At 38.6% G+C, this 25527-nt stretch carries 24 protein-coding genes, 2 pseudogenes and 1 riboswitch; of the genes and pseudogenes, 15 read left to right on the forward strand and 11 right to left on the reverse strand.

Going from position 1 to position 25527, the window contains the following annotated elements; translation table 11 throughout:
- Window positions 1-103 precede the first annotated feature (103 nt).
- From C427_RS12425 to fur, 5 genes are all read left to right on the forward strand, one after another.
- Window positions 104-1741 (forward strand): electron transfer flavoprotein-ubiquinone oxidoreductase, encoded by a 1638-nt coding sequence (locus C427_RS12425; protein ID WP_007635741.1) that lies wholly within the window; start codon window positions 104-106, stop codon window positions 1739-1741.
- 64 nt (window positions 1742-1805) lie between these two features.
- Window positions 1806-2579, forward strand: coding sequence for an alpha/beta fold hydrolase (locus tag C427_RS12430; protein WP_007635743.1), 774 nt, complete (start codon window positions 1806-1808; stop codon window positions 2577-2579).
- An 82-nt stretch (window positions 2580-2661) separates the two neighbouring features.
- Window positions 2662-2871: a DUF2788 domain-containing protein gene (locus tag C427_RS12435; protein WP_007635744.1), complete on the forward strand. Its 210-nt coding sequence runs from the start codon at window positions 2662-2664 to the stop codon at window positions 2869-2871.
- Window positions 2872-2939: 68 nt separating this feature from the next.
- Window positions 2940-3464, forward strand: coding sequence for a flavodoxin FldA (gene fldA, locus C427_RS12440; RefSeq protein ID WP_007635747.1), 525 nt, complete (start codon window positions 2940-2942; stop codon window positions 3462-3464).
- Window positions 3465-3574: 110 nt separating this feature from the next.
- Window positions 3575-3994, forward strand: a complete 420-nt coding sequence (gene fur / locus C427_RS12445) for a ferric iron uptake transcriptional regulator (protein ID WP_007635749.1) — start codon at window positions 3575-3577, stop codon at window positions 3992-3994.
- A 649-nt stretch (window positions 3995-4643) separates the two neighbouring features.
- Here the strand turns inward: fur and C427_RS12450 are convergent.
- Window positions 4644-5622, reverse strand: a pseudogene (locus C427_RS12450) (transposase).
- Window positions 5623-6122: 500 nt separating this feature from the next.
- The gene (locus tag C427_RS28840; protein ID WP_081589034.1) at window positions 6123-6350 is read right to left on the reverse strand and encodes a lysoplasmalogenase family protein; all 228 of its coding nucleotides are present in this window, start codon (window positions 6348-6350) and stop codon (window positions 6123-6125) included.
- Window positions 6351-6790: 440 nt separating this feature from the next.
- Here C427_RS28840 and C427_RS12455 point away from each other — a divergent pair, with 440 nt between their 5' ends.
- A complete protein-coding gene (locus C427_RS12455; protein ID WP_007640160.1) occupies window positions 6791-7462 on the forward strand; it encodes a nitroreductase in 672 nt (223 codons plus the stop codon).
- 237 nt (window positions 7463-7699) lie between these two features.
- On the opposite strand, the gene C427_RS12460 is transcribed toward C427_RS12455, so the two are convergent.
- Both C427_RS12460 and C427_RS12465 read right to left on the reverse strand, forming a co-directional pair.
- Window positions 7700-8893 carry an MFS transporter gene (locus C427_RS12460; RefSeq protein ID WP_007640159.1) on the reverse strand — a complete coding sequence of 398 codons (1194 nt, stop codon included), beginning with the start codon at window positions 8891-8893 and terminating at the stop codon, window positions 7700-7702.
- Window positions 8894-9269: 376 nt separating this feature from the next.
- Complete coding sequence (locus C427_RS12465) at window positions 9270-10307, reverse strand: AraC family transcriptional regulator (RefSeq protein ID WP_226991207.1); 1038 nt, start codon at window positions 10305-10307, stop codon at window positions 9270-9272.
- Window positions 10308-10477: 170 nt separating this feature from the next.
- On the opposite strand from C427_RS12465, the gene C427_RS12470 reads away from it, so the two are divergent.
- The 5 genes from C427_RS12470 (at window position 10478) to C427_RS27545 (ending at window position 15615) form a co-directional block, all read left to right on the forward strand.
- Window positions 10478-11632, forward strand: a complete 1155-nt coding sequence (locus C427_RS12470; protein ID WP_007640150.1) for an acyl-CoA dehydrogenase family protein — start codon at window positions 10478-10480, stop codon at window positions 11630-11632.
- Window positions 11633-11678: 46 nt separating this feature from the next.
- The gene (locus C427_RS12475; protein WP_007640149.1) at window positions 11679-12686 is read left to right on the forward strand and encodes an NAD(P)H-dependent flavin oxidoreductase; all 1008 of its coding nucleotides are present in this window, start codon (window positions 11679-11681) and stop codon (window positions 12684-12686) included.
- A 37-nt stretch (window positions 12687-12723) separates the two neighbouring features.
- Entirely contained in the window at window positions 12724-13587 is an 864-nt protein-coding gene (locus tag C427_RS12480; RefSeq protein ID WP_007640147.1) for a crotonase/enoyl-CoA hydratase family protein, read from the forward strand.
- Window positions 13588-14488: 901 nt separating this feature from the next.
- Window positions 14489-14683: a hypothetical protein gene (locus C427_RS27540; protein WP_015430912.1), complete on the forward strand. Its 195-nt coding sequence runs from the start codon at window positions 14489-14491 to the stop codon at window positions 14681-14683.
- Window positions 14684-14814: 131 nt separating this feature from the next.
- On the forward strand, window positions 14815-15615 hold the full coding sequence (locus C427_RS27545) for a hypothetical protein (protein ID WP_015430913.1): 801 nt from the start codon (window positions 14815-14817) through the stop codon (window positions 15613-15615).
- 68 nt (window positions 15616-15683) lie between these two features.
- Here C427_RS27545 and C427_RS12490 read toward each other — a convergent pair.
- The 7 genes and pseudogenes from C427_RS12490 to moaA all read right to left on the reverse strand — a co-directional run bounded on the left by C427_RS12490 (window position 15684) and on the right by moaA (window position 20047).
- A pseudogene (locus C427_RS12490) lies at window positions 15684-16501 on the reverse strand (HAD family hydrolase).
- A gap of 166 nt (window positions 16502-16667) precedes the next feature.
- The gene (moaE, locus tag C427_RS12495; RefSeq protein WP_007640143.1) at window positions 16668-17129 is read right to left on the reverse strand and encodes a molybdopterin synthase catalytic subunit MoaE; all 462 of its coding nucleotides are present in this window, start codon (window positions 17127-17129) and stop codon (window positions 16668-16670) included.
- Between the two features lie 8 nt (window positions 17130-17137).
- The gene (moaD, locus tag C427_RS12500; RefSeq protein WP_007640142.1) at window positions 17138-17398 is read right to left on the reverse strand and encodes a molybdopterin converting factor subunit 1; all 261 of its coding nucleotides are present in this window, start codon (window positions 17396-17398) and stop codon (window positions 17138-17140) included.
- Window positions 17392-17877: a cyclic pyranopterin monophosphate synthase MoaC gene (moaC, locus tag C427_RS12505; protein WP_007640140.1), complete on the reverse strand. Its 486-nt coding sequence runs from the start codon at window positions 17875-17877 to the stop codon at window positions 17392-17394. Before moaC ends, moaD begins: the two co-directional genes overlap by 7 nt.
- Before the next feature lie 7 nt (window positions 17878-17884).
- Complete coding sequence (gene moaB / locus C427_RS12510) at window positions 17885-18424, reverse strand: molybdenum cofactor biosynthesis protein B (RefSeq protein WP_007640138.1); 540 nt, start codon at window positions 18422-18424, stop codon at window positions 17885-17887.
- Between the two features lie 2 nt (window positions 18425-18426).
- Window positions 18427-19032, reverse strand: a complete 606-nt coding sequence (gene mobA, locus C427_RS12515; RefSeq protein ID WP_007640136.1) for a molybdenum cofactor guanylyltransferase — start codon at window positions 19030-19032, stop codon at window positions 18427-18429.
- A 46-nt stretch (window positions 19033-19078) separates the two neighbouring features.
- On the reverse strand, window positions 19079-20047 hold the full coding sequence (moaA, locus tag C427_RS12520) for a GTP 3',8-cyclase MoaA (protein WP_007640134.1): 969 nt from the start codon (window positions 20045-20047) through the stop codon (window positions 19079-19081).
- A riboswitch (molybdenum cofactor riboswitch) is annotated at window positions 20041-20212 on the reverse strand. Its footprint overlaps the gene before it by 7 nt.
- A gap of 214 nt (window positions 20213-20426) precedes the next feature.
- On the opposite strand from moaA, the gene C427_RS12525 reads away from it, so the two are divergent.
- Genes C427_RS12525 through C427_RS12540 form a run of 4 tightly spaced genes read left to right on the forward strand, consistent with a single transcriptional unit; the run spans window position 20427 to window position 25169 of the window.
- On the forward strand, window positions 20427-21308 hold the full coding sequence (locus C427_RS12525; protein WP_007640132.1) for a kinase-like protein: 882 nt from the start codon (window positions 20427-20429) through the stop codon (window positions 21306-21308).
- Entirely contained in the window at window positions 21301-22137 is an 837-nt protein-coding gene (locus C427_RS12530) for an HAD-IIB family hydrolase (RefSeq protein WP_007640130.1), read from the forward strand. Before C427_RS12525 ends, C427_RS12530 begins: the two co-directional genes overlap by 8 nt.
- 12 nt (window positions 22138-22149) lie before the next feature.
- On the forward strand, window positions 22150-23379 hold the full coding sequence (locus C427_RS12535) for a glycosyltransferase family protein (protein WP_007640128.1): 1230 nt from the start codon (window positions 22150-22152) through the stop codon (window positions 23377-23379).
- A 32-nt stretch (window positions 23380-23411) separates the two neighbouring features.
- Window positions 23412-25169, forward strand: coding sequence for a sugar phosphorylase (locus C427_RS12540; RefSeq protein WP_007640126.1), 1758 nt, complete (start codon window positions 23412-23414; stop codon window positions 25167-25169).
- Window positions 25170-25527 lie beyond the last annotated feature (358 nt).

A 25527-nucleotide genomic window follows, 5' to 3' on the forward strand; every position in this document is an offset into this window, starting at 1 on the left:
TGCTTATAAATAAGGTTCCTAAGTATTTTTTTTATGAATAGTTAAATACATTTTTATGAATAGTTGAAACTAAAAAGAGGACAAACAAGTGGAACGAGAATCGATGGAGTTTGATGTAGTAATAGTCGGTGCTGGCCCTGCTGGTCTGTCAACTGCGTGTCGGTTGATGCAAATTGCCCAGGAAAAAAACCAAGAATTAATGGTTTGTGTAGTAGAAAAAGGTTCAGAAGTAGGAGCGCATATTTTATCTGGTGCAGTGTTTGAAACACGCGCATTAGATGAATTATTTCCAGATTGGAAAGAAAAAGGTGCTCCTCTTAATACTCCGGTTACTGGAGATGATATTTATTGGCTCAGCAATGAAAGTAAAGGGACAAAAATCCCTGGTTTTATGACACCTAAAACTATGCACAACGATGGCAATTATATTGTGAGTATGGGTAATGTGTGTCGCTGGTTGGCCGAACAAGCTGAAGCGCTAGGCGTCGAGATATTTCCTGGATTTTCTGCTTCAGAAGTGCTTTTTAACGAAGATGGAAGCGTTGGTGGTGTGATCACCGGCGATATGGGCCTTGATAAAGAAGGTCAACCTAAAGATTCGTTTATGCCCGGTATGGAACTCAAAGCCAAATACACTGTATTTGCTGAAGGTTGCCGTGGGCATTTAGGCAAACAGCTGATTGAAAAATTCGAGTTGGACAAAGGACAATCTCCGCAACATTACGGTATTGGCTTTAAGGAAATTTGGGATATAGATCCCGCCAAACATCAAGAAGGTTTAGTTGTGCATACTGCTGGCTGGCCTATTACCGATGCTACAGGTGGTTCTTATCTTTACCATGCAGAGAACAACCAAGTATTAGTCGGACTAATTTTAGACTTGAATTATAGCAACACACATTTAAGTCCTTTTGATGAATTCCAGAGGCTCAAACATCACCCTGTATTCAAACAGTATCTTGAAGGCGGTAAACGAGTGTCTTATGGCGCAAGGGCTCTTGCTAAAGGTGGTTTTAATTCTTTACCGAAAATGACATTTCCAGGAGGTTTGTTGTTAGGTTGTGACGCGGGGACCTTAAATTTTGCCAAAATCAAGGGTAATCACACTGCGATGAAGTCTGGGTTAATAGCTGCTGAATCACTTATGGAGGTATTGAACCAAGCCGATGCATCTCCTTCGCAGGATTTAACCAGTTACACTCAGATGTTCAAAGACTCTTGGTTGTATGATGAATTGTTCAGATCACGTAATTTCGGCCCTGCTTTACATAAATTTGGTACCTTTTTGGGCGGAGCTTTTAACACCTTAGAACAAAACTGGTTTAAGGGTAATCTGCCCTTTACTTTCAAAGATGATATCGCTGACCATGTACAGCTTAAAAAGACACAAGATTGCGTCAAAATTGATTACCCTAAACACGATGGTATTCTAAGTTTTGACAAATTATCTTCTGTTTTCTTGTCAAATACTAATCATGAAGAAGAACAGCCTTGTCACTTAAAACTTAAAGACAGCACGGTACCAATTACGGTTAATTTGGCATTATATGATGAGCCTGCTCAGCGTTACTGCCCCGCAGGTGTGTATGAAATCATTGAATCTCAACAAGGTGAAAAACAATTGCAGATAAATGCTCAAAACTGCGTACATTGTAAAACTTGTGATATCAAAGACCCAACTCAAAATATTAATTGGGTTGTACCAGAAGGTGCAGGCGGGCCAAACTATCCTAATATGTAATCTTAATTAGTGGGGGAAACCCCACTTTTATTACTCTATTAAGTCAGGAATTATTAAGTGTTTTATGACCGCGGTTAATTATCAAATACATTCAGACTCTGCAGATAAACCTTGGATAATGCTAATTCACGGTTTATTTGGGAGCCTGGATAATTTATCAGCACTAAGAAGACAATTTACTGAATCATTTCAGGTATTATCGGTAGATCTACCTGATCATGGTAAATCTTCTTTCACCCAGACATTTAGTTTTGAACATTATGCAGCACTCATATCTGAACTTATTGCCAGTCTAAACATTAAACGGCTTAGCATAGTTGGGCATTCGTTGGGTGGTAAGGTCGCTATGCGACTTGCTTTGAATCAACATGAACTAATTAGTCACTTGATCGTATTAGACATTGCTCCAGTTCAATATCATTCACGTCATTCAAATGTATTTCAGGGATTAAGTAATGTTGCACTAGCAGTTATAACAAATCGTAAAGAAGCAGAAGTAGCACTTTCAAAATACATTGAAGATGGTTCTACCAAACAATTTTTACTAAAAAGTTTATATAACGAAAACGATATTTGGAAGTGGCGTTTTAATTTGGAATTATTACAAACTGATTATACTAAATTATCAGCGGCCATCGTGTCGGAGCAAACCTTCGATGGACCAGTGTTATTTATTAAAGGCGAGCATTCAGATTATTTGCTTCCAGAATATAAGCAAGCTGTTACCAATTTGTTTCCAAATAGTCAGTCTAAGATGATACGTGAAACAGGACACTGGTTACATGCTGAGAAACCCGAGCTATGCGCAAAGATTATTTTGGAATTTTTAATTAAATAAGAATGCAGCGACTTATGACAATTTTCATAGTATAGACTCTATGTTAATATGCGTTAGATTTTAAAGGAATTGATCAAAGTACATGTTAACTGACCATTACGAACAAATTGAAGCAATAGGTTTGGACGTTGCGATTATAGGCCTTTTTTTACTCATGGCTTACGTGGTTCATGACGTACTTAAGAAAAATAACGTACCTCTTATTGGTAAAGTTGTTGTGTATTTTGTACTTTTTTTAGGTGCCGCAGGATTTATATTTAAAGGCATCATGCAATTGGTTATTGAAGGCTAATATCGATGATAATTTAGTTTTCATTGAAACCAAAATGAATTTATATTTTAGTTGAGGAATACGTAACAATGGCAAGTGTGGGGCTATTTTTTGGCAGCGATACTGGCAATACAGAACATATTGCTAAGATGATCCAAAAAGAATTAGGCAAAAACCTAATAGACGTAAAAGACATTGCTAAAAGTAGCAAAGAAGACATTGCTGAGTTTGATCTATTACTTTTCGGTATTCCGACATGGTATTATGGTGAAGCGCAGTGTGATTGGGATGATTTTTTCCCAGAACTTGAGCTAATTGATTTCGAAGATAAACTAGTAGCGATCTTTGGCTGTGGTGATCAAGAGGATTATGCAGAATATTTCTTAGATGCAATGGGTATGGTTAGAGATATTGTAGAAGCTAAAGGTGCTATCCTAGTAGGCCAATGGCCATCGGAAAGTTATGACTTTGAAGCATCTAAAGGCATGGCCGATGAAAATCACTTTGTAGGCTTAGGAATTGATGAAGACCGTCAACCCGAACTTACCGAACAGCGAGTCAAAGCCTGGTGTAAACAAATTCATGATGAACTTTGTTTAGCGGAATTAGGTTAAAAAAATTAAAAGGAGCTTTAGCTCCTTTTAATTTAGATAGATAGTAAATAACTTTTAAATCCAAATAGGTACCCTATAATGACCTTACACTTTTATATGAAAGTAAGATAATGGATCAAAATAAAGAATTAAAAAAAGCGGGATTAAAAGTCACTCTTCCACGCTTGAAAATCCTCGAGATATTGCAGCTACCTGAAAATCAACATATCAGTGCTGAAGACGTTTATAAAATCCTAATTGACCATGACGAAGATATTGGTTTGGCTACGGTTTACCGAGTTCTCAATCAATTTGATGATGCAGGTATTTTAAACCGTCATCATTTTGAAGGTGGAAAATCAGTTTTTGAAATTAGCCATAAAAACCACCACGATCATTTAGTTTGTCTAAAATGCGGAAAAGTGATTGAGTTTGAGGATGATGTCATCGAAAGACGTCAAGATGAAGTAGCTGAACGTCATAATATGACACTCACCCATCACAGTTTATATCTGTATGGTGAATGTAAAATAGACTGCGACGTAGATTAATTATTTCAACTTATAAATAAGCCGTAATCAAAGCGGCTTTTTTTATGTCTTATTTTAAGAGCCAAATTAATTAAATTAAGCCTAATACCTCATTCGAACTATCGAATTTACCTGCCCCCCCCTATGCAAGCCATCAGCACTTAATTTTTACATAGCCACCCATAATAAAATATTGAATCTAGACTATCATTCAACAGCAATTTTCTGGGTGTAAAAGGGTTCAGATTGAGTAGGTTATGAGGCAGAAAATTAACTTAGAGCTAATTGCTGGAAATAAGAGACGTTTCACAATTTTTACATAATTTTTACATAGCCACCCATAATAAAATATTGAATCTAGACTATCATTCAACAGCAATTTTCTGGGTGTAAAAGGGTTCAGATTGAGTAGGTTATGAGGCAGAAAATTAACTTAGAGCTAATTGCTGGAAATAAGAGACGTTTCACAATTTTTACATAGCCACCCATAATAAAATATTGAATCTAGACTATCATTCAACAGCAATTTTCTGGGTGTAAAAGGGTTCAGATTGAGTAGGTTATGAGGCAGAAAATTAACTTAGAGCTAATTGCTGGAAATAAGAGACGTTTCACTGATTTGTAGACACAGCTATGCCTTGTTGATTATAAGTTAACTGGTTTATTGCGGTTATGCGCAGCGCAGCAAGGTTTTCGCTTTACCCATACCTCGAATTCGTTGATGCCCGGTGTGCTCTTTAAATTGATTCATCATTTGCTCTGCTCCGGCAGCATAACAAAAGTGTTTTTCAAACTCAGTGGTGAGGGTGAGCCATTGTTCGTCTGATAAGCCTAATCTTTGCAGTATGGCTTGCTGTTGCTGGTCAATATGCCCTGCTTTGTCATCTCGGATGACTCTTCCTGTGATATCGACTAGCTCACAGTAGTCTTTAAGGGAAAAGGGTATACCTTTGGGCATATCTTGTCTGGGGTGGCCGACAAAAGGCATCAACACATTTTTAATAGATGGCTGTTTTATCGATTCTAAACGTTTTTGAATGCCCGTGTATTTTGATGTTTCAGGCGTATCCGCTATCTTGGCTCGGATCGGATTCAGGTCAACATAAGCCATACAAGACAGCAATGCTGCATCATCTAGTAAGGCTTGAGATTTAAACCGACCTTCCCAGAACCTCCCCCTGCAGTCATCTTCTTTGTTCGCTTCTCTGGCTATGTGTTCATTGAGATTACGCATGAACCAGCTTATGTCATGTAAGCGCCTGCGATACTCGGTGATGGTGTTATCTAAGGTCTGCTGTTGTCCTTGGTTTATCGTGTCTCCTCTAACAAACATTTGGGTAAGCAATGTGCCTCGATGCAAACGATGCCAGCGCTGAGCCACGTTATTATCTGACCATACCTGCGTTCGTTTCACATCCACATGTAACACCATATGCACATGATTACTCATCACCGCATAGGCACATATGTTATGGCAACACTGCCGATAAAAACAACATCCGCTTTTCAACCCATTCACGGCGGTGTTCAAAACTTTGACCTGAGTATTTATCTACACCGCACAAAAAAGAGCGCCGCACACAATTGGAAATACAATGGTAATAATGGGTATCGGTTAAACTAATTTGGCTGCTACGTGGCTGGGGCATGACATCAATCCTTTGATTTAATTCCTAATCAAAGCTTAGTTCGTCTTGGTAGTTAGTCAAATTGTTATGGGTGGCTTGATAAGTACCACTAATTTTATGGTCCAGCTGGTGCTAAGTTATTAATAACTGAACAATGTTTGCCGAACATGGGACCAAATTTTGATTGTTTAAATATGTTTTTTTTGCACCAATAAGTAATTTATTGTCTGATTTCGAGATTCCCAATAATTAAGATTTCATCTGCACTTTTACTTAGTTGGGGAATTCTGTTGCCAACATGAAAAATACCACACAGTAACTACTCATTATCCAATGACTCTCATATGGGATTGGGTTAATGAATTTATTAATGGCAATGAAGGAATCAAAGATAATGCTACACCTAAGCCAGCCAAGCTCATAGGTAACGAAGTTTGAAAAGCAAATGTTCTCATTTTTGATATTATTATCAAGTAGGCCATCACGCCTATTTGTAAATTCCCAAGGTTAGTGAGAAGCCATCACATCATTACTAACATATATATTAATAACAGCACTCTGAGGTACCAACGATTGTAAAACCCTTGCCAATGATGCCTAAATACCCCTGCGTAACTAAGTTGTGCTAATAGGAACGCTACGACTCCAAAGATAAACTCATCGAACGCAAGTAACAAGTCACCACATCCACTAAAGACTAGTACCAACAGTAAAGTAGTCGGCATTGAGCTCGGTTTTGTTTTTAGCATTCCACCTAATGATACTGCAATAGGGATGATTTTTAGGAGCTATAAAAGGTCTAAGAAAAAAATGTAAGCTAGCCATATACAACAGTCCAAAAACAAAAAATATCATACTTATGATTTTAGACATATTCACTCAACATTGGTGTTTGTAAATATTTTGTAATCAGATTGGATTATGGATCTAATAACCGTTATAGACACCGACAGAAAAAATTTCAATTTTGAAGTTAATCACCCTTAAACACAATAATGCTGAAAAACTCAACTCTAATGAGCAGTAAAGCTTTTTACAACGGTTAAATATATTTTGATAAACAAGTGTTAGTCACTGCCCAATAAATAAAACTGTAACTCGATAATAAGTTTGCATGATTTCTACCCATCGCATCCCTAAGTTATAGTATTTGATAATCATCAATGTCATTTAATTACTAAAGGTTTTTATGAATTTTGCAGAATTCGCAGCATCCCGAAAAAGTGTTCGAGGTTTTAAAAATAAAGCAGTCTCTAAAGAGCTAGTCGATACTGTAATAAATGCAGCTAAATGGGCTCCGTCTTCTTACAATACCCAGACTTGGCGCATACATGCTGTTACGGGTTATGTACTGGATAAAATACGTGAGGACAATACCATAAATACGCTTGCTGGTAAGCCACATGTTCGCGACTTTCCCTACAAGGAAGATTACGAAGGTATTCACAGACAACGTCAAATCGACGTAGCAGTACAACTATTTGAAGTGATGGGCATTACTAGAGAAGATAAAGAAAAACGCATGGAATGGATGATGAGAGGTTTTCGCCAGTTTGATGCGCCGGTATCTCTTGTTCTTACTTACGACAAATCCTTAGAGCCGGCGGGCATAACTCAGTTTGGCTTGGGTTCATTGGCCTACGGTATTGTATTAGCCGCATGGGATTTAGGTTTAGGCTGCGTGATAAATGGTCAGGGAATTATGCAATCAGATGTGGTGCATAAACATGCGCAAATACCAGATGACGAGGCAATTATGATTTGTATTGCGATGGGTTACCCTGATAACGACTTTGAAGCAAATAACGTGCGCTCAGTGCGCGCCGACAATGAAGATTTTGTGAGCTATCACGGATTCTAGAAGCAATAAAGCTCGGTTATGAATTTATAATCACTATACTGTAATGATGCATACCACACGAATAACACTTAAAGGCTGTATATTATGTTAGGCACCTTCGTGTGGAAGTTACTGGGCAGTTACTAGATAGTTATCGAGCTGTTTTAAGCACTATCGGTTTGTATCAATACCGATTTATTTCGTAAACTCAATCACTCAATATCACCAAGTTTACTCATTAAAATGCATATTCTGACATTATTTTTTCTTGTCGCTAAATTTCAATGTAAAGAAAAACAATAAGAAATAACTTCCGAAGGCAAACCAATAAGGTAAAGACCCGTCTATTGAATATAAGTAAGTACCCAGTAATGGACCTACCGTAAATCCCAATGGCCCACAGGACCCAGCGACCCCAGCAACAGCCCCCTGCTCTTCAGATGAAACAGCAACAGAGGCACCCGCCATAAACCCTGGCCCAGCTAGTCCCATACCCAGTCCAAGAATACACATAGCCAATATATACATATTCTGAGATTCGCTTAAGGCCATCATGGCAAAAGCAATCATCATGATAGGCATGGATATTCTAAGCAGCACGAATGGCCTTACGTGCAGGCGTGGAATGACCAACAATTGCACTAGTAGAGCGGCGGCTGCCGAAAACATCAAACTAATGCCTACCACTTTAGCGGTTTCAGTGCCATCAAGCCCCAATACATCTTGAAAGCGGAACGCGATAGTTTGTTGAACAATGGCAAATCCCATAAACAAAAACACACCCGCGATTACCAATGGGAAAATCCTTGGATCGCTGTATTTAAGTCTCTTGGGCTTTGTTACGACAACAGCCTTAGGTAATTCTGGCAAAGCATATAGTGTCAATATAGCGGCAGCTAGGGTTAAAAACACAGAGAAATAAAGTGGTGTGAGTAAGCTGATACTGGCAAGTAATCCACCAATAGCAGGGCCCAATATTGAGCCAATGTTACCAGCGGCGCCAATTGCACCCATGCCTTTTATACGATCTGTAATGGTCGTAATATCAGCCATATAAGCGTTTGCTGATGGAGCAACGGCCGCCATAACAACGGCGTTCGCAACACGAGTTACAATCAACAGGATGAGTGCTGTAACGGGAATAAGATACCCTAGAAGCGCGGCTTGAAACACACTAGCAAACATCACGGTACCCACAGAGTAACCAAACAGACCAATCAAAAGGATTTTTCTTCTACCCCAGAGATCACTTGCCCGACCCCAAAGCGGACTAACTAGAAACAAAGTTAATGATGATGAAGAGATAATGGCACCAATTTGCACCTCTACTAAGCCCACTTCACGTCCAAGGGGGGCCAATATAGCGAATAATACTGTTTGGGCAAAACCCATAGCACCAGCTGCTAACAATAAAGTGCGTTTGGCTAAAACATTAGCTTGGGATTCAATCATTGCACATACTTCAAAGATGAAGCGACACCTAAGTATGGCTTGCCAGAATAGAAAAAAGTCAGTTGAAAAACACAATAAATAGTAAACAGGATTTTAACCATCATCGGTACTTCAGGCATATAGGTATAATGTGTCATTAGATACCGTTTGATTATCATATTGAATTATCCACGCTACATTTCACTCATCTTCAATCTTTTTTCACTCTTTATACCAACTAGAAAAGTTCTGATTATCACACTAAGTACCGAATTCATGGGCATTATACGCGGTGTTCTAGATTATCGCATGAAGAGAAATAGCACATCATATAACATATGTGCTTCGTTAATTTTAGGACCTATAAAACCATTTTGTTTACAACACTATCAAAATCCTAGATTAACTGACGACAATTACGATATGTGCTTGGTGATACACCGGTCCAATATTTAAAAGCACGAGAAAACGTTGCCTGCTCAGTAAAACCCACGGCTAATCCTATTTCTGCCAAGGTCAAGTTAGACTGCTCAAAAAGACTAATGGCCTTGTCTCGCTTAACATTATCTTTTAATTGTTGAAAACGACTGCCTTCTGCCATTAATTTTCGACGCAATGTTCTGGAGGTCATATTTAGCTTTGCTGCAACAGTTTCTAAATTTGATTTTTTTGCTAATGTAGCACCCTCTAATAATCGTAACACTTGAGCGCTGCATGTATCGTGATAGGATTGTTTTTTGAACCATTGCAACGGGATCTGCCTCAAGTATTCTAATAATTCATCTTGATTTTGCACCACAGACAAATTTAAATATTTGGCATCAAACAGCAGCGCATTATGTTTACTTTGATAAATACAAGGACAAGGATACATTAATCTGTATTCCTCATGGTGCGCAGGTTTAGCATGTTGAACTTGTACTTCACTTAATGGAATAACCTGCCCCACTAACCAGCTACAGAATCGATGACAAATTAATAATAAAAACTCGCTTAATAAACTGTTTAATGAATTTTTGTCGTTATTAACTTTAAAATTGGGATTGATACAAACTAAAATTTGCCCGGTACTTTTTCTAAAGCTAATTTGCAATTGATCGCCTGTTAAATTATAAAATTCAGCGGTATGAGTAAAAACGTCATCAAGAGTTTTACAGGTAATCAAACGTTCTGCTAATAACTTAAACATACCCACTTTTACTTTTTGCTGAGTGAATCCTAAAAGTTCATCACCGCTTACTTGCCAACAGCTTTTAACAATGCTGGCTAATTGTGTGGCTAACACTCTAGATTTTGGTTGCTTTAGTTGTGTGGTGGTTAGTTCAGATCGTGCTAAAAACTTCTGTTCATTTCCACCTAATAAAACCCCATTATCTAAATGTGCTCTAGCAAAATAGCTAGCAATTGTGTGCTGTTCTGCAAAATTATATAACAATGTTGTTTTGTCCACTTTTAACAATAACTGACCTTATTAAAGCAATATTCACACGACATATAAAGATTTATGTCCGTAAATGCTAAATAAATGACTTTATTCCACATTGCTTACTCCCAATTAATTATCAATAATTACTTATGATTTTTATAGTTAACAACAAGGTTTTTATGTCTGCAATAGAAGAAGGTAATTCTGAAGAAATACAAATGTTTCGCGATATGGTTTTGCGTTTTTTAGAGCAGGAAGTTTTGCCTCATTATGACTCATGGGAAAAAAATCATAAAATGCCCAGAGAAATGTGGAACACCATGGGTAGTGCGGGCATGCTTCTAGTGGATTTTCCTGAAAAATATGGTGCTGCAGATGCTAGCTTTGACGTGTGCCAGATGATCCAAGAAGAAATGTGTCGCTTGAATCTGCATGCTTTAGCAACTGGATATAACATCCACTCAAATATCGTGGCTCCTTACCTGTTACACATTGGCAATCAACAACAACAAGACCGTTGGTTACCCGCCATGGTGTCTGGTGAAGTCCTCACTGCACTTGCCATGACTGAGCCGGGTGCAGGCAGTGATCTTGCTAATATCCGTACTAAAGCAATCAAGGACGGTGATCACTATATCCTTAGCGGCTCAAAAACGTTTATCACCAATGGCAACGATGCCAATATGATTATTGTGTGTGCTAAAACCGATATTAACGCAGGTTCTAAAGGTATTTCGTTATTTTTAGTCGATACCAGTATTCCTGGTTTCTCTACCGGCAAACCTATCGAAAAAATGGGGCAACACTGTAGTGATACTGCCGAATTGTTTTTTGAAAATATGCGTATCCCTAGCGATGCGTTGTTAGGTGAAGAAGGCAAAGGGTTTGTATATCTAATGCAAGAGCTTCCACGGGAACGACTTGGCTGTGCGGTACAAGCTATTGGACATGCACAAGGCGCTTTAGATATTACCTGTGATTATGTCAAAGACCGTAAGGCATTCGGTCATTCGGTGTCACAGTTCCAAAATACCCGTTTTAAATTAGCTGAATGCCAAACTGAGCTTGAAATGTGTCGAGCTCTGCTGGAAAAACATATGCATAAATATCAACGCGGTGAAATGACTGTCACCGATGCAGCTATGTTGAAACTAGCCGCCACAGAAATGCAGCTGAAGATGGTAAACGAGTGCTTACAGTTATTTGGGGGATACGGCTATACAGATGAATATCCTATCTCGCGTTTTTATCGCGATGCACGTATCCAAACAATTTACGCCGGTACTTCTGAAATAATGAAAGAAGTGATCGCACGTGACATTTTAGGCCGATGAATAGCGCAAATGACACAATTATGAAAATTTATATTTTGGAAATACTATGACTATCCCCGTTGAGTTTACACATCGCATACGCCTTCCGCTGATTGCTTCTCCCATGTTTATCGCTAGTGGTGTTGAGCTAGTTATCGAAAATTGTAAAGCAGGGGTTGTGGGTACATTTCCTGCTCTTAACCAAAGAACAAGTGAAGGCTTTGAAGCTTGGTTAGTTGAAATTCAAACACGATTAGCAGAGTGGGAACAACAAACAGGTGTCCAAGCAGCGCCTTTTGGCGTCAATTTGATTGTGCATCGAAGTAATCCTCGCTGGCAAGCCGATCTGGATATTTGTGTTAAACACAAAGTACCCTTAATCATCACTTCTTTAGGTGCAGTGGCCGATTTAGTAGATGCAGTGCATGCATACGGTGGTTTAGTTTTTCATGATGTCGTTAATGCGCGTCATGGTAAAAAAGCGGCTGCTGCTGGGGTCGATGGTTTAATTGCAGTATGCAATGGAGCGGGAGGACACGCTGGCGTTACCAACCCATTTGCACTGGTTGCGGAAATTAGGCAGTTTTTTGATAAAACCGTCATTCTCGCTGGTAGTTTATCTCATGGTCGAGATGTGGCAGCAGCTGAAATGATGGGTGCTGACATGGCCTATATGGGTACACGCTTTCTTGCCACAACAGAAGCCAATATCGACGATGATTATCAAGCTATGCTTATCAACAGTAGCGCCAATGATATTTTATACACTCCTAAAATATCAGGTGTGAATGCTAATTTCATTCGTCAAAGTATTGTAGATGCGGACATTGATCCTACGGATTTGACGCCTAAGTCTGAATTGGATTTTGGTTCCGAATTAGATATTGACGACAAACCAAATACTAGGGAAAAGAAAGCATGGCGCGATATATGGTCTGCTGGCCAAGGTGTAGGCTCTATCGATAAAGTGTTCAGTACGGCACAACTGGTTGATAAACTAGTCACTGAATATCATGCTGCTATCGCTAGTCATCAGAAAAAATATATTAATACATTTGCCAAATCTGACAGTTGATTTGACTATTCCTAAATTCATAGAGAGACGCCAATAAATGCAATATAAAACGATTGATTATCAGGTAAACGAGCTAATTTTAACCTTAAGCTTAAATCGCCCTGAACAGATGAATTCATTTACCGTCGAAATGGCTACTGAATTAGTACATGCATTTAATCGCGCAAGTGACGATGATGAAGTCAGTGTTATTGTGGTTACTGGCAAGGGCCGTGCATTTTGCGCTGGTATGGATCTTACCCGTGAAGGTAATGTTTTTGGTTTAGATGAAACTAAAAATCCCAGTGTCGCAGACATGCATGATAACAAAACCATTCCTGGTGTCAGTGATACTGGGGGCACAGTTAACCTAAGTATTTATGATTGTAAAAAACCTGTTATAGCTGCCATTAATGGAGTTGCGGTAGGGGTTGGTGCAACAATGTTAGCCGCAATGGATATTCGATTAGCATCAGAAAAAGCAAAAATAGGCTTTGTTTTTGAAAAAATAGGGATTACGCCTGAAGCATGTTCAAGTTGGTTTCTACCTAGAGTGGTAGGCATCAGTCAAGCCTTAGAGTGGGTATACACCGGTGAGATATTTGACGCAAGCATAGCAAAAGAAAGTGGATTTGTTCGCTCTGTTCACGCCCCAGAAGACTTGATGGAAGCTGCCTATACGTTGGCACGCAATATATCTAACAAATCCCAAGTAGGTATCACATTAGCAAGACAAATGATGTTAAGACTTTCAGCAGCAGACACGCCAAGAGAAGCCCATAACGTTGATTCTTTAGCAATATTCTATACTAGCCAACAGGATGGTAAAGAAGGTGTAAAATCGTTTCTAGAAAAACGAGCTCCCAATTTTAAATCGAAATCATCTACAGACATGCCTAGTTTTTATCCTTGGTGGAAATAGTATTTTCAACTAATTATTTAACCATACCTAAGGATAGCAACACCTAAAAAGTGTGATTTTCCACCTGACAAATGAGACTCAGGGTAAAAGAATATCTAGATAACCTACACGTTCTTTTACCTTCTTAATAACTCCTTTCAAATTCATTACAACTCAATGTTACAGGCATACATCTCATTAAGTTTTGCAGGATAAGTGACTTCAACAGACCGCTACAATGAAACCAATGTCAACTGGGATAATTGGCTCTCGCAAATATTCAAGCAAACTATAATAACAAAGATCAACGTTACACAATTGATGAACATACTAATACACCTAAGGGCAATGTAGTTGAACAAAATACTGAACCGCTAATAATCCCACCCGGCCCCTCAAATAGCTGCGCTATAGCTATTCAAACTGAGTTATAAAGAACTAAACGAGGAAGGAATGAATCGACATGAGTAATTAATTCATGAAGTTACACGCTTTAAGTATAACTTTAGCTAGTAAGGTATTAATAAATATATCTTTATTAATAAAAATTAAACTATCATTAGTTACTGTTTTTTTGAGGTACAGATTCAGGTAGAAATATGCACGGACCGATGGGAGAGTCAACTTATACAAAATCGGCTAATAATTTGGTCAGACATATTCAAAGTAATACACCAATAAAGGATTCCCTTTTCGAACATGCTCAACTTTACTTTGAAACATCAGATAAAGATAAGCAAACCTGTTTCGAATTCCAAAAAAAATTAAAAGCATTGAAGATTCACTGCAAGCAGCAAATAAGAAAACTAAAACAATCATTAACGAAAATCTCAATGCTGCTCAACTATTATTAAAAAAAGAGCGAACTCGTCAGCAACAAATATGCACTCTTAGATACAAAAAAGTAAAAGCTTTATGTACTTTGTTATTGGCACTAACTGAAGCAGATAATTGGCAGAAGACTCAGGTTTACAGTGCAAAATTACTTGGAACACTGCAATTACTCTCTCCTGGTGAAGGCGCGAAGGTCGCGCACCAAAACCAAAGGTTTAAACCTGCATATAAAGGTGTGATTGCCTTGAGATTATTAGACAAACTGCTCATAGAAAAAAAATAGATCTTCAATACATCAATGATCGTTACCAAAAGAAGCTCCGTTATCCCGAACAGAAATCTGGGTTAACCTTATTCCAACGAGATGTCGCGATACCCGTTCTTATTGCCGCAATATTTCAGGATGTGGGGTTAATGCACCCCAAGGCTCAGAAGATACTAACGGGGGAAGATGGGTCCCTTGACGAATTCAGAGTACTAGACAGAGAAGAACGTCTGGCCTTGCTAAAAATAAACCATGAACACACTCTCGATTTTATTACCAATGGTCTAGGTATGGAACAATATATCGGAAATTCTAAACAAGAAAGAACCGATTTCGTCCGAAATCAGGAAGAGAAATTAAACTTTACTCGTACATTATTGATTGACGCAATTAAACCTAAATTAGGAGTTGGGGACCTAATCAAGATCCCACAGATTTATGCTTCAGTAATATTCTCATCTAAGCAAAGTCACAACTTTTTAGACCTACCTAAAGCAGGCATGGTTATTAACAGAGCCGCAGAGCGGGGCTCAATAAGCAAAGTATTCGCTGAATGTTTATTGTCAATAGTTGGACATTTTCCTCAGGGATATGGAATAACTTATATTCCCAAAGATAATGACATGCAGGACATGGAACGCTATGAATATGCCATAGTCACAGAGCTAAATCCTGCAGACCCCTATATACCAAGATGTAGAGTAGCAACTCGTAACCTAACATTTATTTCAGGCGGTCATACGAATTCTGTAAATATGGAAAGTAATTTATATTTCTCTACAGCGAAGAAAAAACTAGAGAAAGTAAACCCTGCTCGCCTGGAAGAAATACTCCGTAAATTGGCCTCAAACTTTGAGGAACGTAAGACGTTAGATTTGATCCCTAGTTATTGGAACCCATATGGCTTCTTCTGTTACAAAAAGCTCCAAAATTTATGGAATAAAGCTTAAATAATTGCCTCTGCTTATATAAGTAATAATGTCTTTAATCACACAGGCTTACTTAAAAAAACGGAGCGTTATAGTGAAAATCTCTCACGTAAAAAATGTGCAATGCCATCCTTATGATTATTGCCAATCACAGCACTCGCTGATTTTTTCACTTCTGCTTGGGCGTTTTCTGGGGCATAACTTTCGTCAGCTAAGGCAAACATGCTTAAATCGTTATCACCATCGCCAAAACAAATAACATTACTGGCTCCCAGCTGTTTTTTAGATTGGTAACAGCTGAGCCTTTATTAGCGCTTTGATGATGAACATCTAACCACCAAAAGTTGTTGCCCTCTTGAGCAGGGCCAGAGTATGCAACAAGATTTGTATTGGCATTCAATTTTAACCATATCTGTTTAATAGTGTCAGCAGAACCAATCATACTGATATTAGTGACTTGACTATTAAGCGGTAACGCTTCTAAAGTTAAAAGTGTAGCTTTAGAGCTAGAAAAGTACTTGTATACCAATTCTTTTTCTACATCATGACGTGTTTCAGAATGAAAAATAAAATGCTGATGTTTGTCGATGACATTAACAAAGGGAGTAATTCCTTGTGCAATCGCAGCATCGATAACAGTTGAAATTTCAGCGTTATCAAGGAGATTTTCAAGAGTGATTTTTTGAATTTTAGGATCCCACACTGTCACCCCATTATTATAAATTTGAGGCAACTCGAATTCATGGCCCTCAACTATGCGTTGAGCCGATAACATAGTACGGCCTGTTGCTATCGTATAAGCGATGTTTTTTTCGTTAAGAAGGATAAGGGTTTCTTTGGTGAAGGCTGATATTTCAGATGCATCATTTAATAAGGTGCCATCTAAATCGAAAAAAATAAGATCCATAGATATTTTTGTAACTCAAGATTACGGACTAAACTTTAGTCCTACATTTATGAAGGGCATGATAGTCGAATACGAATAGCACGGCAATTTAGTTTATATGCTAGAAGAACAGTTTTAAATACAAATTAAAATCTGCACTTTTAATCATAACTATTAACAAAGAATGTTAAGACCAATCCTTTGATTTTTGTATATCACTAATTTTTGCTTCAATCCATTTATCACCTTGTGTGGTGGTTTCTTTTTTCCAAAATGGCGCCTGAGTTTTAAGATAATCCATTATAAATTCGTTAGCATGATAGGCAGATTGACGATGTTGGCTCGTGACACCGACAAACACAATTTGATCAGACACTTTGAGCTGACCTACTCTGTGAATAACCGACACACTACCAAGATGCCACTTAACTCTAGCCGTTTCGACTATGTCATTTAGTACTTTTTCTGTCATCGCTGGGTAGTGCTCTAAAAATAAACCACTAACAGATTGTTGTAGATTCATATCCCGAACCAAACCGACAAAGGTTACCAGAGCACCATCGCTGTTATTACTGTCTCTTAATTTTTGATACTGATAAGCAAAGTCGAAATCCTGAGTTTGCACGCTGATTTGTGTAAAGTGGCTCATGATAATAATTAACCACCGGTCACGGGAGGAAAAAACGCAATTTCGTCGGCATCATTTATGACAGTATCATCACTTGTCAACTCTTGGTTAACAGCTACTAAAGCTTTGCCATAATCTAAATACTCGTTCCAAGCCTCGCCTTTTTCTTGCAACAGACTACGTAACTTCGCCACTGTGTTTAGCTGCTTCCCATTTTGAATTATGTCAATCTCTAGGCATTCAGTTTTAATGATTTCTTTAAGTTGACCAAAAAACAAAATTTTTAACATGACCAATCACCACTTTTACCGCCTTGCTTACTGAGTACTTTGATATCACTGATTTCCATATGTGGGTCAACGGCCTTACACATATCAAATAAAGTCAGCGCCGCCACACTCACTGCGGTGAGCGCTTCCATCTCAACACCAGTTTGCCCCGCTAATTTGCACAGCGCTTGAATTCGTACTTTATTAGCATCATCCAAAGTTTGAAAGTCAATCTGCACTTTCGATAACATCAAGGGGTGGCATAAAGGAATAAGGTCACTACATTTCTTTGCCCCCTGGATACCCGCTATCCGCGCTATTGATAACACATCACCTTTGGCATGCGTGTTATCTTTTAACATACTGAAAGCTTGTGCAGACATGGTGATATAACCTTCTGCCACAGCTTGTCGTTGTGTGATGTTCTTGTCTGTCACATCAACCATATTTGCCTTTCCATGTTCATTTACATGGGTTAAAACAGCACTCTGGTTTTGCATATCGGGGTTATCCTCTACTTGGGCATTCAGTGATGTCTTTTAAATGTACAACAAAACTACACGGGCGATGAGTAGAGTCTAATTGTTGTTGTAATATACTATTCCACGCAGTTTTACAGGCTCCAGTTGAACCCGGCATACAAAATATTGCGGTGCCATTGGCCATACCGCCAAGTGCTCTGGATTGCACTGTTGATGTCCCTATTTCTAAATAAGATACATGTCTGAATAGCTCACCAAAACCTTCAATTTCTTTTTCAAACAATGGTAACAAAGCTTCAGGGGTAGTATCTCTTGCAGTAAACCCAGTTCCACCTGTCACAAGAATAACCTGAATGTCAGCTGCGGCTATCCAATTAGACACCACGGCACGGATCTGGAACTTGTCGTCTATGACAATTTTTTTATGTATTACATTATGACCATCTACGATAGCCGCCTGATTGAGATATTGCCCTGACGTATCATTGTCTTCACTGCGCGTATCCGACACAGTTAATACCGCAATATTAAGAGCTTGTTTAATTGTTGAGTCACTCACTGCCATCTCTATGCCTCGGTATATGGTTGCTCTGCACAGCGCTGTTGCCACTGTAGAGGAGTATTAATATTGTCTAATTGAGTATTTTTAAAAGGTTGTACTTGTAAACCTTGCAAAGAATCCAACATCATTTTCACTGAGTATTGCTGCTGTTTGGGTTGCATCAAAGCTTCATCAGGTGGATGTTTAAATACCTTCGCTAGATATTCAGTTAGTTCACAACCTATCGGTGTATACAAAGGTAAAAAACATTTGTCAAAAGAGCATAAACAATTATTTTCCCTGCCCACTTTAAGTAAATGATTATAATCATCTGAACATAAATCAGGCATATCTACGGCTATCACCAACAGTTCACTAATCTTGCTATGGTGAAGAAGAATATGAGTTATTGCTGCATGTATACCTGATAAAGGGCCACAATTCGGAATGATATCAGGGATACCTTGTTCATGCTGAGAACCACTGATAAATATATTATCCTCACACACCAAAGACAATCGTTTTTGGTGATGTTCAAGTAACGACTGCCGGCTATCAGGTAATCTTAACAAACTCTTATCTGTGCCCATTCGACTTGACTTGCCGCCAGCTAAAATTAACCCTGCTAGCATTTATTTATCACCGTAGAATACAATGTCTTGCACAACTGTGTATTCATTAACCACCTAACATGGCTAAATGTTTAGTGGCACCTGTGAAGCCATCTTGAAGCCAATGTGTCGCTTCTTTATCACCCAACAAATTAATGAGTTGGGCTTGTAACTCCTTGCTGTCAGCCGACTGCAATGCATGACGAATATCCAAACCTTGGTCTGCAAACAAACATAAATGCAATTTGCCAATAGCGGAAATCCTTAAACGATTACAGGTTGCACAAAATTCTTTGCTGTAAGGCATAATTAAACCTATTCTGCCTTGATAATCAGGGTGGAAAAACTCTTGTGCGGGCCCTGCAGCTTTACCTCGGATAAGCTGTCCCCACCCACTTTCGACCAAATGTTCTTTTATTGGCATACCAGAAACATGGTTCTGATTAAAGAACGTCACATTGTCACCTGTTTGCATCAACTCAATCAGTCTTAACGTGACCGGGGTGACTTTTAACCAAGTAAGGAAATTTTGGAGTTCTTGTTCATTATATTGTTTCATCAATACAGCGTTGATTTTAACTTTAACGCCTAAGGACATGGCTTTGTCGATACCACGCAAAATAGACTCAAGTTTATTGTGTCCAGTAATCGCAGCAAACATGCGAGGGTCGAGGCTATCTATACTTATATTAAGTGAATCAAGGCCTGCATCCACCCATTTGTGAATATCCGACTCCAACTTATGGCCATTACTCGTCATAGCCACATGCTGAATCCCCTTAGCAGAGGCACAAGCTTTTATGATCTCAGGTAAGTCTTTTCTGAGAGCTGGCTCACCACCGGTTATACGTACTTTACTTGTACCTAGTGAAGCAAATCCTTTAACCAAGGTTTGAATTTCGGTTAATGACAAAAAGTCACGCTCAGTATCGCAAGCATAACCATCAGGAAGACAGTATTTACATTTAAAATTACACACATCTGTGATAGACAGCCGCAAGTAATGGAATCGACGTCCAAATTTATCTTCTAACATATTATTTAACACCTTTCCAAATTGAAGTGACACACAAATTTGCGACACTTACGGGAGGCTGTTCGATTTCTCTTACAACCCTGGCGAATCAGAAAAATTAACAGATTCACGGCTAAAGCACCTTGTCATAGATTTAGGTGAGATAGCTCGGAGTTATGCACCGGTTATCTGACTAGGAAGTCAAACAACAGTTAACTATTTGTACCATATAATTATAATTTTGTAATGAGAAAATACTTTGATATTTTGCAATATCAATAGCTTCAGTCATGTCAATCGTTAAAATGTGGCACATAAGTTGTACTAATATATATATCGAATAAATAACTACTTAAATAAAAAGCACTTTTAAAGTGCAAACAAGAGATTTAGGATGTTTATGATCAGCACATTTATCAACAAAAACCAGCTCTCTAATGATTTTCATAAGATTGCTGAAGGTTATTTTATTCCTCTTGCAGAGGAAATTAAGGCGCACCAACTTAGTGCAAAAAGCACTTATTTTGTTGGAATTAATGGCAGCCAAGGCTCTGGAAAGTCCACGTTATCAGTATTTTTAAAGGACTACTTGAGTGAGACTTATGGTACGAAGGTAGTAGTCATATCTTTAGATGATTTCTACTTTAGCCAAATAGAACGGCAAATTGTAGCTGCTGATGTGCACCCTTTATTCGCAACCCGCGGTGTGCCTGGAACCCACAACATGCGCCAAGCAAAAACGGTAATGCATGATTTAAAACATCATCAACCCACGGTTATTCCAAGATTTAATAAAGCCACGGATAACCCCCACCCCATACCTTTTTGGACAAAGTTACCTTCTTCGGTAGATATTGTGATTTTTGAAGGCTGGTGTTGGGGCGTTGAACCGCAAACGTCTAAACAGCTTAAACAACCAGTAAATGCATTAGAAGCAATCGAAGACGAACAGGCTAACTGGCGAAACCATGTCAACTTACAACTTTCTCTTCATTACAGGCCCCTTTATAATTTGATGGATAAGTGGGTGATGTTAAAAGCCCCTTCCTTCGAGGACGTATATGCATGGCGTTTGGAGCAAGAACAAAAACTTAATGTAGCTACAACCCATCATGACAAATCGGGCATCATGGATGAACAGCAAATTCAGCGTTTTATCCAGCATTATCAGCGTTTAACTGAGCATGCACTCAAAACATTACCCAAAACTTGTGATCACGTATATGAACTAAACTCCTCTAGAGATATTACCGCGCACAAGCTTAAGGAAGCCCATGCTTAATGATGTATTAGTTTTTACAGATTTAGACGGCACATTGCTAGACCATCATAGCTATAGCTTTGCCCCTGCGATACCCATGCTGCATAAGCTTGCTTCAATGAATATACCTGTAATCCCTAACACCAGCAAAACCTTCGCAGAAGTAACAGAGTTAAGACAAAAATTAGATTTAAAGGGGCCTTTTATAGTCGAAAATGGTGCCGCTGTTTATATCCCCATAAATTATTTCAACACTCAATCCAGTGATACAACGTCTAAAAATGGCTACTGGGTTAAAGAGTTTTCTAAGCCGAGAGAGCATTGGTTATCATTAATAGACAAGTTAAAGAACACTTTTGCAGGCGAATTCAATCATTTTTTTAATATGTCCAATAAAGAAATAATCGCTGCAACCGGACTTTCAATTAAGCAGGCAAAACAAGCTAATGCCCGAGAGTACGGTGAGCCTATTTTGTGGTTAGGCAGTGACAATACAAAACATAAATTTGTCGAGACCTTAGAAGAGCTTGGAATCACACCTTTACAAGGAGGACGTTTTTTACATCTGTCTGGGCAATGTGACAAAGGAAAAGCGCTGATTTGGCTAACACAGCAATTTCAACAAGAACGTGGAATAAAAAACTGTATATCTATTGCCTTGGGTGACGGACAAAATGATGTAGCTATGTTGGAGGCTGCAGATATTGCGGTACAAATTTTATCACCTGCAAACGCCCCACCATTATTAACGAGACAACATGACGTCTACACCAGCCAAGCTTATGGCCCAAGTGGTTGGACCGAATGTCTAGAGCAAATAATTTTTAAGCATAAACAATTTAACCCGTAGTACGGAGATATCATGGCTGATTTTTATCAAAATGGCATAGTCACAACTTTACACAACCTATCTGAAAGACCTGTTGAGGATCTAGAAAGAGAACTCGTAGAGTTCTCAAAAAGACGTCCGATGGCGCTCATCCTGCCCTCTTTATATTCCGAACTTGAAGGTACAGCATTACCTAACATTATCGATCATATCGCCAAAGTTCCCTACCTATCTCAAATTGTAATTGGCCTAGACAGAGCCAACCTTGAAGAATACCAACATGCTCTAAAATTCTTCGGCGCATTGCCCCAAAATCACCGCATATTATGGAATGAAGGGCCAAGACTACAAGCATTAGATGCAAAACTAGAAGCTTTAGGATTGGCGCCCAAGGAATTAGGCAAAGGTCGGAATGTCTGGTATTGCATGGGGTACGTATTAGCGACCGGGAAAGCGGAGTCTGTAGCCTTGCACGATTGTGATATCTTGACTTACGACAGAGGCCTATTAGCTCGATTAATATATCCAGTTGCAAATCCACTTTTTAACTACGAGTTTTGTAAGGGCTATTACGCACGTGTAGCTGATGGAAAGATTAACGGTCGAGTCTCAAGATTATTAGTCACACCTTTGATCAGGGCTTTACAAAAGGTAGTGGGTCATAACGAATACCTTGAATATATGGATAGTTTTAGATATCCATTGGCAGGCGAGTTTTCTTTCAGGCGTGATGTGTTAAATGATATCCGTATCCCCAGTGATTGGGGCCTAGAAATTGGCGTATTATCTGAGATGCATCGTAATTATTCGCATAATAGATTGTGTCAGGCTGATATAGCTAAGACATACGATCACAAACATCAGGATTTATCGGCTAATAATGACCAAGGTGGACTTTCGAAGATGTCTATCGATATTACCAAAGCTTTATTTCGGAAACTTGCCACTCAGGGTGAAACCTTCACAACCGAGTCTTTTAGGTCATTAAAAGCCACGTACTACCGAATTGCATTAGACTTTGTCGAAACCTATAACAATGATGCGATTATGAATGGTCTAAAATTAGACATTCATAATGAAGAAAAGGCGGTTGAGTTATTTGCCAGAAATATTATGAAAGCAGGTGAGAGTTTCTTAGATAACCCAATGGAAACCCCTTTCATTCCTAGCTGGAACCGTGTTGTGAGTGCTATGCCAGATGTATTAGAGCAATTAAAAACCGCGGTAGAACAAGATTTCTTAGAGTTTAGTCAACCTTTGTAATTAACATTTTAATCAATTAAAAGGTGTAATGAATGTTATCTGTTTTAGAACAATTGATAGAACGTGTTGAGCATCACTTAGCCGTTATATATCAGGATGTTGAATTAATTACTACGTACCCTGAGTTATGTAAACAGTTATTAGAAACTATGCGCATAGATAACTCTGATTTATTGGTAGAGCCGAAACGCCATCATAACAATTGGGATCAACAGGATGTCATGCTAATCACCTATGGCGATAGCATTGAAAAGTCGGGAGAAAAACCACTTCACTCTTTACACGATTTTTTAACTAAGTATTGCGGTGACGCGATTAACAGCGTACATCTTTTACCTTTTTTCCCATACAGCTCTGATGATGGGTTTTCGGTCATTGATTATTCTAGTGTTAACGAAGCGTTAGGAGACTGGGATGATATAAGAGCGATAACTACAGATTATCGGGTTATGTCTGATGTGGTAATTAATCATTGCTCATCTAGAAGTGCATGGTTTGAAAACTTTATCAAAGGTGAAGGCCCGGGTAGTGACTTTTTTTATACTGCCTCTTTAAAAGATGATTTATCTAAAGTGGTACGACCCAGAACGTCTGATTTGCTAAGGTTAACCGAAACACCGCACGGAGAAAAGCAGGTCTGGTGTACTTTTAGTCATGATCAAGTCGATTTCGATTTCAGAAACCCAGCAGTTTTAGACACGTTTGTTTCAATCATGAGGCAATATTTGGACACCGGCATTCGAATATTTCGGTTAGATGCCGTGGCTTTTCTCTGGAAAAAAATAGGCACAAGCTGTATAAATCTTGAACAAACCCACGAAGTGGTGCGTTTATTGCGGACACTAATAGAACACGCAGTGAGTGACGCGGTCATCATCACTGAAACCAATATTCCCAATAGACAAAACCTTACCTATTTTGGTAATGCCAATGAAGCACACGGTATTTATAACTTTTCGCTACCCCCGCTGTTAGTCAACACCTTAGTAACAGGTTCTTGCAAACACCTTAAGTCGTGGTTGGGCAGTATGCCCCCCTCACAAAATGGCACCTTCTTTTTCAATTTTATCGCGTCTCATGATGGAATAGGATTGAGGCCTGCTGAAGGCCTATTGCAGGATCACGAACTCACAGCTCTGGTTAATACTATGCAAAATTTTGGTGGTAGAATTTCATGGCGAACGTCTGAAGATGGCAAACAAAAAGCTTATGAAATAAATATTGCTCTCTATGATGCACTGCAAGGTACAGTAAAAGGTACTGATAAATGGGGGCTAGACAGATTTATATGTGCTCACAGCATCATGTTTGGTCTTGAGGGTATTCCAGGGATTTATATACATAGTTTATTAGGCACCGGCAATGACTATGAAAAAGTTAAAAATACCAGCCATAACCGTTCTATTAATCGGCATAAATGGGACTACACCAAATTACAGGAGCAGCTAGCTTTACCCTTCAGCCAACATAGCAAAGTACATGCGAGGATGATAAAGCTACTCAATATCCGTAAAGAGCAGCCCGCTTTTCACCCTAGTGCCACCCAGTTTACGTTGCAATTAGGCGAACAAATATTTGGTTTTTGGCGTCAAAGTATGGACCGAAGACAAAGTATTTTTTGTATTTTCAATATCACTGATGAACCACAAAGCATTAGGTTAAGTGACATGAACTTAATAGGGACCGACACTTGGTTTGATCTTATCAGCGGCCATACAATGTGTCTGGAAGATTTGGAATACCGGTTGGCACCTTATCAATCTATGTGGATATCTAATATTGGCAGTTAGGCCCTTCCCTTATAAAATAACTCACTAAGGGCTTGTGTAGCACATAAGCCCCACCCTATCCATATGATTTTTATAAATATTATTTATCTCAACCGATAACTGTCTGTATCAAAAGACAGATTAGTGATATATATTTAAAAATCTTCTACAACACACTCAATTTAAAATATAAGCAATTGATTTTATTGATTATTTCAACATTGGCACAACACTTGTACTGGTCAACATAAGTAAGATGGTAACAGTATCAATTCAGCAGACCCCATCCATACTTTTAAATATTTATACAAAGTAATTTACTAAAAATATTACTAGTAAACAATTTGTCAAAGCAGTTTGTTATTTAACTAAACTTTAT

It is taken from the genome of Paraglaciecola psychrophila 170 (genome assembly GCF_000347635.1).
GTDB lineage: Bacteria > Pseudomonadota > Gammaproteobacteria > Enterobacterales > Alteromonadaceae > Paraglaciecola > Paraglaciecola psychrophila.